Annotated in this window: 10 protein-coding genes and 1 CRISPR repeat array; all 10 genes read left to right on the top strand. The window is 35.0% G+C overall.

Going from position 1 to position 12,839, the window contains the following annotated elements; translation table 11 throughout:
- The first annotated feature begins 106 nt into the window (after positions 1-106).
- The 10 genes from cas9 (at position 107) to phoU (ending at position 12,772) form a co-directional block, all read left to right on the top strand.
- Entirely contained in the window at positions 107-3,559 is a 3,453-nt protein-coding gene (cas9, locus tag IGL49_RS07055) for a type II CRISPR RNA-guided endonuclease Cas9 (RefSeq protein WP_104854015.1), read from the top strand.
- A gap of 210 nt (positions 3,560-3,769) precedes the next feature.
- Positions 3,770-4,684: a type II CRISPR-associated endonuclease Cas1 gene (gene cas1, locus IGL49_RS07050; protein WP_104854014.1), complete on the top strand. Its 915-nt coding sequence runs from the start codon at positions 3,770-3,772 to the stop codon at positions 4,682-4,684.
- Between the two features lie 20 nt (positions 4,685-4,704).
- Positions 4,705-5,004 (top strand): CRISPR-associated endonuclease Cas2, encoded by a 300-nt coding sequence (cas2, locus tag IGL49_RS07045; RefSeq protein ID WP_113794144.1) that lies wholly within the window; start codon positions 4,705-4,707, stop codon positions 5,002-5,004.
- Entirely contained in the window at positions 5,004-6,062 is a 1,059-nt protein-coding gene (gene csn2-St, locus IGL49_RS07040; protein WP_104854013.1) for a CRISPR-associated protein Csn2-St, read from the top strand. Before cas2 ends, csn2-St begins: the two co-directional genes overlap by 1 nt.
- Before the next feature lie 77 nt (positions 6,063-6,139).
- Positions 6,140-7,428: direct repeats of the CRISPR family, unit length 36 nt; unit sequence GTTTTTGTACTCTCAATAATTTCTTATCAGTAAAAC.
- A 275-nt stretch (positions 7,429-7,703) separates the two neighbouring features.
- Entirely contained in the window at positions 7,704-8,558 is an 855-nt protein-coding gene (locus IGL49_RS07035; RefSeq protein ID WP_104854012.1) for a phosphate ABC transporter substrate-binding protein PstS, read from the top strand.
- A 122-nt stretch (positions 8,559-8,680) separates the two neighbouring features.
- Positions 8,681-9,601 (top strand): phosphate ABC transporter permease subunit PstC, encoded by a 921-nt coding sequence (gene pstC, locus IGL49_RS07030; RefSeq protein WP_002357299.1) that lies wholly within the window; start codon positions 8,681-8,683, stop codon positions 9,599-9,601.
- Positions 9,601-10,485: a phosphate ABC transporter permease PstA gene (gene pstA, locus IGL49_RS07025; protein ID WP_002357300.1), complete on the top strand. Its 885-nt coding sequence runs from the start codon at positions 9,601-9,603 to the stop codon at positions 10,483-10,485. Before pstC ends, pstA begins: the two co-directional genes overlap by 1 nt.
- 16 nt (positions 10,486-10,501) lie before the next feature.
- Positions 10,502-11,311 (top strand): phosphate ABC transporter ATP-binding protein PstB, encoded by an 810-nt coding sequence (gene pstB, locus IGL49_RS07020; protein WP_002357302.1) that lies wholly within the window; start codon positions 10,502-10,504, stop codon positions 11,309-11,311.
- A 10-nt stretch (positions 11,312-11,321) separates the two neighbouring features.
- A complete protein-coding gene (gene pstB, locus IGL49_RS07015; protein WP_002357303.1) occupies positions 11,322-12,080 on the top strand; it encodes a phosphate ABC transporter ATP-binding protein PstB in 759 nt (252 codons plus the stop codon).
- A gap of 14 nt (positions 12,081-12,094) precedes the next feature.
- A complete protein-coding gene (phoU, locus tag IGL49_RS07010; protein ID WP_002357304.1) occupies positions 12,095-12,772 on the top strand; it encodes a phosphate signaling complex protein PhoU in 678 nt (225 codons plus the stop codon).
- Positions 12,773-12,839 lie beyond the last annotated feature (67 nt).

The following is a 12,839-nucleotide window of genomic DNA, read 5'->3' as shown; positions in this document are numbered from 1 at the left end:
ATAGATAAAGAAACAATAGAATATATTTTTATAGAAAAATGTATCCACTTACAAAAAATAATGTATAATTAAATTATTCATTGTAATCACATAAAAGGAGGCTCTTATGTACAGTATAGGGTTAGATTTAGGGATTAGTAGCGTTGGTTGGTCAGTCATTGATGAAGAAACAGGGAAAATTGTGGACTTAGGTGTTCGCTTATTTAGTGCAAAAAATAGTGAGAAAAATTTAGAACGACGAACTAGTCGTGGTGCTCGTCGCTTAATACGACGGAAAACAAATCGCTTAAAAGATGCGAAGAAATTACTTGAAGCGATTGGCTTTTATGAAGACAAGGCATTAAAAAATGTTTGTCCTTATCAATTAAGAGTAAAAGGTTTGACTGAGGGCTTAACCAAGGGAGAGCTTTACAAAGTTGTGCTTCATATTGTCAAAAAACGTGGGATTAGTTACTTGGATGAAGATGATGCTGAAGCCGCAAAAGAAAGCCAAGATTACAAAGAACAAGTCAGAAAAAATGCTCAATTGTTAACAAAGTATACGCCTGGTCAAATTCAATTGCAGCGACTGAAAGAAAACAATCGAGTGAAAACAGGGATTAATGGTCAAGGTAATTATCAGTTAAATGTCTTTAAAGTTTCTGCTTATGCCGATGAATTGGCTACCATCTTGAAAACTCAACAGGCCTTGTATCCAAATGAATTAACAGATGATTGGATTGCGTTATTTGTGCAACCAGGTATTGCAGAGGATGCCGGGTTAATTTATCGAAAGCGTCCTTATTACCATGGGCCAGGAAATGAAGCCAATAATAGTCCTTATGGTCGTTGGTCTGATTTCCAAAAAACAGGGCAACCAGCAGCAAATATTTTTGATAAATTAATTGGCAAAGATTTTCAAGGAGAATTGAGAGCGAGTGGTTTAAGTTTATCTGCACAACAATATAATTTACTCAATGATTTAACTAATTTAAAAATTGATGGAGAACAACCACTTTCGCCTACACAAAAGGAATTCATTTTAACAGAACTAATGACGAAAGAATTTGCTCGTTTTGGTGTCAACGATATCGCTAAATTATTAGGTGTAAAAAAAGAGCAACTCAGCGGCTGGCGATTGGATAAAAAAGGTAAACCAGAAATTCATACATTAAAAGGCTATCGCAACTGGCGGAAAATTTTTGCGGAAGCAGGGATCGATTTGGCTACTTTACCAACAGAAACGATTGACTGTTTAGCGAAAGTGCTAACATTGAATACCGAACGCGAAGGGGTTGAAAACACATTAGCTTTTGAACTTCCTGAGTTAGCAGAACCGGTGAAGTCACTGGTTTTGGATCATTACAAAGAATTAAGTCAAAGTATTAGCACGCAAGCATGGCACCGTTTTTCTCTAAAAACGTTACACCTATTAATTCCAGAACTAATCAAATCCACATCGGAACAAAATACGCTCTTAGAACAGTTTCAGTTAAAAGCAGGTGTCAGAAAACGCTACAGTGATTATAAAAAGTTACCAACCAAAGAGGTTCTAGCAGAAATTTATAATCCTACAGTGAACAAAACAGTCAGTCAAGCCTTCAAAGTTATGGATGCTTTGTTGGAAAAATATGGCAAAGACCAAATCCATTATATTACCGTCGAAATGCCACGTGATGATAACGAAGAAGAAGAACGAAAACGGATAAAAGAGCTACAAACAAAGAATAGTCAACGAAAAAATGACAGTCAACAGTACTTTCTACAAAAGTCAGGTTGGAGTCAAGAAAAATTTCAAGCAACCATTCACAAAAATCGTCGTTTTTTAGCCAAATTGTTATACTACTTTGAACAAGACGGGGTATGTGCCTATACGGGAAATCCTATTTCTCCTGAATTATTAGTCAGTGATTCAACAGAAATTGACCATATTATTCCAATTTCGATTAGTCTAGATGATTCTATTAATAATAAAGTCTTGGTTTTAAGTCACGCGAATCAAGTCAAAGGACAACAAACACCTTATGATGCTTGGATGGCTGGCGCATTCAAAAAGATTAATGGGAAATTTAGCAACTGGGATGAGTATCAAAAGTGGGTAGAAAGTCGTCCGTTCAGTCGTAAAAAAGCAAATAATTTATTGGAAACACGGAATATTTTTGATAGTGAACAAGTTCAAAATTTTCTGTCACGAAATCTTAACGATACGCGTTATGCCAGTCGTTTGGTTTTGAATACGTTGCAAAGCTTTTTTGAAAATCAAGACACAATTGTTCGAGTGGTAAATGGTAGTTTCACTCATACCTTACGTAAAAAATGGGGTGCTGACTTGGATAAAACCCGTGAAACGCACCACCATCACGCGATTGATGCAAGCCTTTGTGCAGTGACACCATTTGTGAAAGTCAGTCGTTATCACTACGCGGTCAACGAAGAAACTGGTGAAAAGTTCATGCGTGAAATTGATGTTGAAACTGGTGAAATTCTCGATGAAATTCCGTATCGAGAATACAAAAAAGCAAAACATTATGAACGAAAAACGTACCAAGTCAAATGGTCAAATTTTCGGGAACAATTAAAACCACTAACGATTCATCCAAAAATTAAATTTTCTCATCAAGTGGATCGCAAAGCTAATCGCAAACTCAGTGATGCAACCATTTACTCTGTTCGTGAAAAAACAGAAGTCAAAACACTAAAAAGTGGTAAAGAAAAAATAACGACAGATGAATATACCATCGGCAAAATTAAAGATATTTACACGGTAGATGGTTGGGAAGCATTTAAGAAAAAACAAGACAAACTATTAATGAAAGAGTTTGATGAAAAAACGTACGAATTATTAGTGACCATTGCAGCAACAACGCCAGATTTTCAAGAAGTGGAAGAAAAAAATGGCAAGGTGAAACGTGTGAAGCGCTCACCATTTGCTGTTTACTGCGAAGAAAATGGGATTCCAGCGATTCGAAAATATGCGAAAAAAAATAACGGTCCAGTTATCCGTAGCTTAAAATATTACGATGGCAAATTAAACAAACATATCAATATTACCAAAGACGAAAAAGGTCGACCAGTTGAACAAACCAAAAATGGTCGCAAAGTTACTTTACAAAGTCTAAAACCCTATCGTTACGATATTTATCAAGATTTAGAAACGAAGGCTTACTATACAGTGCAACTATATTATTCTGACTTGCGTTTTGTGGAAGGTGAGTATGGAATTACAGAAAAAGAATACATGAAGAAAGTCGCCGAGCAGACAAAGGGACAAGTCGTACGTTTCTGCTTCTCTTTACAAAAAAATGATGGTTTGGAAATCGAATGGAAAGATAGCCAACGCTATGATGTGCGTTTTTATAATTTTCAAAGTGCTAATAGCATTAACTTTAAAGGCTTAGAACAAGAAATGATGCCAGCAGAAAATCAATTTAAGCAAAAACCTTATAATAATGGAGCCATCAATTTAAATATTGCTAAATATGGCAAAGAAGGCAATAAGTTACGAAAATTCAATACAGATATTTTAGGAAAGAAACATCATCTATCTTATGAAAAAGAACCAAAGAATATTATTAAATAAAAAGGGAAAATAAAAAGAAAAGGGTTGCATGATTAGTGTTTTTGTAGTAATCTTTAATTGTAGTCGACGGACTACCGTGTTTGACGAAACACGTCTTTAATAATTTTACTGATAAGAAATTATTGAGAATCTACAAAAATAAGGCATTTTGCCGAATTTACCGCCCTACATTTGTAGGGCGGTTTTTTTATAAAAAAGGAGGGAGCGTTGTTGGGATTTCGGACAGTTTTCGTTAAAAACGGAGAAAAGTTAAAAGTGAAATTAGATAATTTAGAAGTATTGAAAGAAGGACATACTTATATGATTCCTTTGGCAGATATAGAAAGTGTGATTTTAGAAGGGGATCAAACGGTTGTTACGACACGTTTGTTAGCAAAATTTGCCCAATACCATATTGATACAGTTATTTGTGATAATACCTTTATGCCTGCCGGTGTTTTTCTTGGTGTTGGTCAATACCATCGTAGTGCGAAACGCGCAATCTGGCAAAGCAATTGGACAGAAGAGCAAAAACAGTTGGCATGGTGTCACATTGTCACACAAAAAATTCAAAATCAGATCGCAGTTGCGAAATATTTAGGAACAGATGCCGAACGAATCGAGGTATTAGAAAAGCTCAGTGAAGGTATTTTACCAGGTGATACTACGAATCGTGAAGGTCATGTTGCAAAAGTTTATTTTAATTCATTATATGGCGTTGGGTTTACTCGTGAAGAGGAGTGTTTGCCAAATGCATGTATGAATTATGGCTATGCGGTGATTCGGGCGCAAATGGCACGTTGCGTTGTAGCATTAGGTTTATTACCGATGTTAGGGATTTTTCATAAAAATGAATACAATTCGTTCAACTTAGTGGATGATTTAATGGAACCTTTTCGGCCATTGATGGATTGGTATATTCATCAAACCGTATTGAAAAATAAAGAAAAGTATTTAACTTATCATAGCCGTTTGACGTTGGTGGAGTTTTTACACCAAAAGATTAAAGTGAAGAATAAAAAAATCTATATGAACCAAGCGATGTCTGAGTATGTGGCTGCTTTTGTGAAAGCGATGGAAACAGCTGATTTTGAGAACGTTCAGAAAATTCATTTGGAAAATATGTTGGAGTGTGAGGGGAAGTGAGCTTAGGAATCGTGCGATTAATGTGTTTGTTTGATTTACCCTTTGAAACGAAACAAGAACAAAAAGAATACCGAATTTTTAGAAAACATTTGTTGGAAAATGGGTTTATTATGTTGCAGTATTCTATTTATTATCGAAGTTTGCCCAATCGTAGTGCGTTAAAAAAATACGAAGCGATTTTAAAGAGAAAAGTTCCACAAGGTGGCAATGTACGCTTGTTATATGTGTCGGAAACGCAGTTTCAAGATATGTTGTTATTGGCTGGTAGTCGAAGTTGTCAAGAAGAAGTGGTTGGTATTCGCCGATTGGTGGTGATTTAATGAAACAGATTCGTCTGGAATATCAATATCAACAATTTATTGAGTTTTCTTTAGAAGATTATTTATTTTTTTATGGAGGAGAAAATCAATGGCGTCGCAAAATATTACGAACACTTAAACGATTTGCGAAACAAAAAGCCTTAAATGATTTAGAGGAAACGGTTTATGGAGATAATGGGATTGAAATTTTTTTAGAAGAAAAAAAGGTAAAGGATAAGGAAATGGATTTTTATTTTTTAGAAGACAATACCAGTATTTTTCAACAAATGGACTTCATAAAAAACACTTTACTTCATCAAGAATTACTTTGTTTACAGGATGATTTTGAGATTGCGATGCAGATGGAAAAATTAAATGATCAACTATTAAATTTAGAAAGTTTGATGAACGATAAGTTAAATCATTATTTAACGAATATTGAACCACATTTTTTAGAAATAAACTTTCAAGATTTATTAAAGCATCATTTGTCTTTAAACTATTTAGAGAACAGTCAGTCGCTACCTTTAGAAATGATGGATTCCGGAGAGTTATTGGACGAATTTATTTATCTATTGAAGCGAAGTATCTATCGAAAAGAACAGCCTGTTTGGGTAATTATTGTCAATCCTGAAAGTTTTTTGGAGACAAAGTCAATCCACTATTTATTTCAACAATTAAAAGAAATAGCACGGGAAACAAATCAGTTAAAGTTTTTTATTTTTAGTAATCGAAGTTTGCCTTTGGCTTATACAGAAGAAGATATTGAGAAAACGATTTTGTTATACGATCAGTACCAACAGTTGCCAGCCTTTGATATTTTTCGTCAAAGTATTGAGCGTCATTATCCCGATGAATTTGTTTGGACGAATCAGCAATTGGTTGATGCTTTTTATCGAGTCTGTCATTTTGTTGGTGATCAGTATACAAAAAATTATCTTTTACCTAGAGATATGATATTATTAAAATTGTTAAAAGAATTGTTAGATGACAATAGTGAGAGTGTCGAGACGTCGATGGGAAAGCTCACTGTGTTGGAAGAACAATATTTTCGTGAACGGTTATTGTGGAAAGAGTGAATCTGGGATTTTGACCGCGTAAAGTTATATTTTTTGTCAAAAAGCTTACTAATGAGATTTCAAATTTTAAATTTGAGGTTTTTGTACTCTCAATAATTTCTTATCAGTAAAACTTTTAAAATCTACCTGAGTCCCTGCAGTTTGTTTTTGTACTCTCAATAATTTCTTATCAGTAAAACGAGTCCACATCGTTATATACTTGCCCGACAGTTTTTGTACTCTCAATAATTTCTTATCAGTAAAACGTACCTCTATGGAATCTGGGCGAATCATTTGTTTTTGTACTCTCAATAATTTCTTATCAGTAAAACTTCAACTGGTGTTTTAATTTTCCTTAGCTGGTTTTTGTACTCTCAATAATTTCTTATCAGTAAAACCGACTCTGTGGCGATTTCCATGCGGGACTAGTTTTTGTACTCTCAATAATTTCTTATCAGTAAAACAGGTGGGTAGGGTGGTAGGCAACCTCATTGGTTTTTGTACTCTCAATAATTTCTTATCAGTAAAACCAAGCCCTCAACTATCTTGTAACTCGATGGGTTTTTGTACTCTCAATAATTTCTTATCAGTAAAACAAACTGGGGTTAATTGATTGACTTTCCCCCGTTTTTGTACTCTCAATAATTTCTTATCAGTAAAACTTGAATCCCAAAGTCCACTAAAGAATTCTTGTTTTTGTACTCTCAATAATTTCTTATCAGTAAAACATTTGCCAGATCCACAAGCAAAGGTTGGCTGTTTTTGTACTCTCAATAATTTCTTATCAGTAAAACACTATTCTAACGCGGGTTGGCAAGATATGGGTTTTTGTACTCTCAATAATTTCTTATCAGTAAAACCCCTAACAATATTTAGATATTGTGGTTTATGTTTTTGTACTCTCAATAATTTCTTATCAGTAAAACGTACTTGCTTTCCTGCATCTTCTGCAACAGGTTTTTGTACTCTCAATAATTTCTTATCAGTAAAACGTTATAAAGTGCAAGAAGTTACTGGAAGCAGTTTTTGTACTCTCAATAATTTCTTATCAGTAAAACAACATCTACTTCAACAATATCACCAGCTTGGTTTTTGTACTCTCAATAATTTCTTATCAGTAAAACCTTATTAGTTATATAAAAATGTCATTAATAGTTTTTGTACTCTCAATAATTTCTTATCAGTAAAACAATGAAGCATTAAACTATGAGATGGCTAACGTTTTTGTACTCTCAATAATTTCTTATCAGTAAAACATACTTTAATAAAAATGTATTAAAGGAGATGTTTTTGTACTCTCAATAATTTCTTATCAGTAAAACAGTACGTACAAATATGTAAAGAAACAGCAGTTTTTGTACTCTCAATAATTTCTTATCAGTAAAACTTTATTGAAAGGAGATACCATGAATAAATTATTTTTGTACTCCCAATAATCTTTCAAATAAAGTCATTCCCACCAAATTCTTAAATATAGACATCTTTCTAGCATAATTGTTTGTATCTGAAGCAACAGCCAAATTGGCTTCTTCAGATACTTTTTGTTATTTAATTTAAGAGTTTTCTCAGTTGTACCAACAAATTGATAACTTATAATTTTCAAGTCCTACATATAATGGTAAAATGGAATAGATTGAAATTAATTGGAGGAATAATGAATCGATGAAAAAAAGATTGCTATTATTTATTGGTTTGGCAAGTATACTTACTTTAACAGGATGTGCAAAATGGATTGATCGTGGTGAATCCATCACAGCGGTAGGCTCATCAGCTTTACAACCATTAGTAGAGACAGCGAGTGAGGAATATCAAAGCCAAAATCCGGGAAGATTTATTAATGTCCAAGGTGGCGGAAGCGGAACAGGTCTGAGTCAAGTCCAATCTGGCGCGGTAGACATTGGTAATTCTGATTTATTTGCGGAAGAGAAAAAGGGCATCAAAGCGGAAGACTTAATTGATCATAAAGTTGCTGTCGTTGGGATTACACCAATCGTTAATAAAAATGTCGGTGTCAAAGATATCTCAATGGAAAATTTAAAGAAAATCTTTTTAGGTGAAGTAACAAACTGGAAAGAACTTGGCGGAAAAGATCAAAAAATTGTTATTTTGAATAGAGCAGCTGGTAGTGGTACGCGTGCTACTTTTGAAAAGTGGGTCTTGGGAGATAAAACAGCCATTCGTGCGCAAGAACAAGATTCTAGCGGCATGGTTCGTTCCATTGTTTCTGATACACCAGGAGCGATTAGTTATACCGCATTTTCTTATGTTACTGATGAAGTAGCCACTTTAAGTATTGATGGTGTTCAGCCAACAGATGAAAATGTAATGAACAATAAATGGATTATTTGGTCTTATGAACACATGTACACTCGTAAAAATCCAAGTGATTTAACCAAAGAGTTTTTAGATTTTATGTTGTCAGATGATATCCAAGAACGTGTGATTGGTCAATTAGGGTATATTCCTGTTTCGAAAATGAAAATTGAACGGGATTGGCAAGGAAATGTCATTAAATAATTCTCTTAACACAAAATTTACAAACTTAACATAAAATTTACATGTTATTAAAAACAAATTGATGTAAAAAAGGTACACTATTTTTATCTGTAAAAGTTGGATTGTTTGAGGAGGAAATATTCTTGGAAGATGTACAGAAAAAATTATTAACAAAATCGAAAAGAGCCAAGATGGAGCAACGAGGAAAATTTATTAGTTTCCTATGTATTGCCTTAATTGTAGCAGTGGTTGTTTCAATTTTCTATTTTGTTGCAAGTAAAGGACTTGCTACATTCTTTAAAGATAAGATTAACGTGTTTGATTTCTTATTTGGAACAAACTGGAACCCAAGTGATATCGGCGCAGACGGTAAACCCATGGTTGGAGCTTTACCAATGATTGCGGGTTCCTTTATTGTAACGTTTTTGTCAGCAATTGTTGCGACGCCATTTGCGATTGGAGCGGCTGTTTTTATGACAGAAATTTCACCAAAAAAAGGAGCGAAATTTTTACAACCAGTTATTGAATTACTTGTAGGGATTCCCTCTGTTGTTTATGGATTTATTGGTTTATCTGTCATTGTTCCTTTTGTCCGTTCAATCTTTGGCGGAACTGGCTTCGGTATTTTAGCTGGTACGTTTGTGCTATTTGTCATGATTTTACCAACGGTCACTACAATGACCGTGGATGCGCTAAAAGCTGTGCCTAGACATTATCGTGAAGCGTCGTTGGCGCTTGGTGCCACGCGTTGGCAAACGATTTATAAAGTTGTCTTGCGGGCAGCTGTGCCTGGTATTTTAACTGCGGTTGTCTTTGGTATGGCTCGTGCGTTTGGTGAAGCCTTAGCAATCCAAATGGTAATCGGAAATGCAGCTGTGATGCCAACTAGTTTGACAACACCAGCTTCGACGCTAACAAGTATTTTGACAATGGGGATTGGGAACACGATTATGGGAACAGTTGAAAACAACGTTCTTTGGTCTTTAGCCTTGATTCTATTGTTGATGTCTTTACTATTCAACATTGTTATCCGAATTATCGGTAAGAGAGGAGCCTTAAAATAATGAATGCAAAAAAAGCAGATAAAATCGCAACAGGTATCTTATATGCCGTATCTGGCGTCATTGTTTTAATTTTGGCGGCCTTACTGATTTACATTTTAGCTAGAGGGATTCCACATATTTCGTGGGAATTTTTAACACAACCATCCAGAGCCTATCAAGTTGGTGGTGGGATTGGTATTCAGCTGTTTAACTCACTATATTTACTATTGATTACAATGATTATTAGTATTCCAATTTCATTGGGTGCTGGAATTTACTTATCGGAATATGCGAAAAAGAATTGGTTAACTGATTTAATTCGTACCTCGATTGAAATTTTAAGTTCATTGCCTTCAGTTGTTGTGGGGCTGTTCGGCTTCTTGATTTTCGTTGTACAAATCGGATATGGCTTTTCAATCTTATCTGGTGCGTTAGCATTAACATTTTTTAACTTACCATTATTGACTAGAAATGTTGAGGAATCCTTGAAAGCCATTCATTATACACAGCGTGAAGCGGGGTTAGCCTTAGGTCTTTCACGCTGGGAAACAGTTAAAAAAGTTATTTTGCCAGAAGCGTTACCAGGAATTTTGACAGGTGTTATTTTGAGTTCTGGTCGGATTTTCGGTGAAGCCGCTGCGCTAATTTATACAGCAGGACAAAGTGCACCTGCCTTAGATTTTAGTAATTGGAATCCATTGAGTGTATCAAGTCCAATTAGCATTTTCCGTCAAGCGGAAACGTTGGCTGTGCATATTTGGAAAATTAATACCGAAGGAACGATGCCAGATGGCGCTGCGGTCTCAGCGGGAGCTTCTGCTGTGCTAATTTTAGTAGTTTTACTTTTCAATTTTGGCGCTCGTTTTATCGGCAACCGTCTTTATAAGAGAATGACATCAGCTTAATGTTAGGGGAATTAGCATGAAAGAATACAATTTAAATGATACCCATTTACTTCAACTAGATAGCCAAAAAGACCCGATTGCGTTACACACGGAAGACTTACATGTCTTTTACGGGGACAATGAGGCTATCAAAGGTGTTGATTTACAATTTGAAAAGAACAAAATAACCGCCTTAATTGGCCCTTCTGGTTGCGGTAAATCCACGTATTTACGTTCGCTAAATCGTATGAACGATGGCATTGCCAATTCACGTGTTACTGGAAAAATCATGTATAAAGATGTCGATGTCAACACAAAAGAAGTTGACGTCTACGAAATGAGAAAACGCATTGGCATGGTTTTTCAGCGGCCCAATCCATTTAGTAAATCTATCTATGAAAATATCACATTCGCATTGAAACAGCATGGTGAAAAGGATAAGAAAAAATTAGATGAAATCGTTGAAACTAGTTTGAAGCAAGCCGCACTTTGGGATCAAGTGAAAGATAACCTAAACAAAAGCGCCTTAGCTCTTTCTGGTGGGCAACAACAACGTTTGTGTATCGCTCGGGCAATTGCGATGAAACCTGATATTCTATTGTTAGATGAACCAGCAAGTGCGTTAGATCCGATTTCAACAGGAACGGTTGAAGAAACGTTAGTGAATTTAAAAGATGATTACACCATCATCATTGTGACACACAACATGCAACAAGCGGCACGGATTAGTGACTATACAGCTTTCTTCTATATGGGCAAAGTCATTGAATACGACCATACAAGAAAAATCTTTACACGACCAAAAATTCAAGCAACGGAAGACTACGTTTCAGGACATTTTGGTTAGGAGGAGCAAGATGGGCAAAGAAATTATTTCATCAAAAGATTTACATTTATATTACGGGAAAAAAGAAGCATTGAAAGGCATTGATTTAACTTTTAATCAAGGAGAATTAACTGCCATGATTGGTCCTTCTGGTTGCGGGAAGTCAACGTATTTACGTTGCTTGAATCGTATGAATGATTTAATCCCAGACGTAACTATTACTGGAAGTGTCGTCTACAAAGGAAAAGATATTTATGGACCGAAAACAGATAACGTTGAATTACGTAAAGAAATTGGGATGGTTTTCCAACAGCCAAATCCATTTCCATTTTCAGTTTATGAAAATGTGATTTATGGCTTGCGCCTAAAAGGAGTCAAAGACAAGCAAGTTTTAGATGAAGCAGTTGAAACCAGTTTGAAAGCCGCTGCCGTTTGGGAGGATGTCAAAGATAAACTTCACAAAAGTGCACTTTCACTTTCTGGTGGACAACAACAGCGGGTTTGTATCGCTCGTGTTTTAGCTGTGGAACCGGATATTATTTTATTAGATGAACCAACTAGCGCCTTGGACCCAGTTTCTAGTGGTAAAATTGAAAACATGCTGTTAACATTAAAAGAGAAATATACCATGATTATGGTGACACATAATATGTCGCAAGCATCACGGATCTCTGATAAAACGGCCTTCTTTTTACAAGGTGATTTAATTGAATTTAATGACACGAAAAAAGTATTTTTAAATCCAAAAGAAAAACAAACAGAAGATTACATTTCTGGTAAATTTGGTTAAAAGGGGGAAAAAGAATGTTACGGACACAATTTGAAGAAGAACTATTGAATCTGCACAATCAATTTTATGAAATGGGTATGATGGTTAGTAGTGCCGTCCATAAATCCGTGAAAGCATATATTAATCATGATAAAAAATTAGCTCAAGAAGTGATCGATCGTGATATTGAAATTAATGATATGGAAGTCAAACTTGAGAAAAAGAGTTTTGAAATGATTGCGTTACAACAACCAGTGACAACGGACTTGCGTATGATTATCACTGTTATGAAAGCTAGTTCGGATTTAGAAAGAATGGCGGATCATGCCGTTTCAATTGCTAAATCAACGATTCGCTTAAAAGGAGAAACACGTATTCCTGAAATTGAAAAAGAAATTTCAGATATGTCTGATTATGTGAAAAAAATGGTGGATAATGTTTTAATCGCCTATGTTAAAACGGATCAAAAAGATGCACGAATGATTGCACAAATGGATGATCGTACTAATGAATATTTCGATAGTATTTACAAACATGCCGTAGAAGCAATGAAAGCTAATCCAGAAACGGTCATTAGCGGAACTGATTATCTACATGTGGCACAATACTTGGAAAGAATTGGCGACTATGTCACAAATATTTGTGAGTGGATTGTTTACTTGGCAACTGGTAAAATTACCGAATTGAATAGTAATCGTGACGAACAATTTTAAGATAAACAAATAAAAAAACTAGGAGACGGCCTTTTTTAGACCAATTCCTAGTTTTTTTAGCGTAAAA

Source organism: Enterococcus sp. DIV1337a, assembly GCF_051712285.1.
Lineage (GTDB): Bacteria > Bacillota > Bacilli > Lactobacillales > Enterococcaceae > Enterococcus > Enterococcus faecalis.
This window is presented reverse-complemented; position numbering and strand designations above follow the sequence as displayed.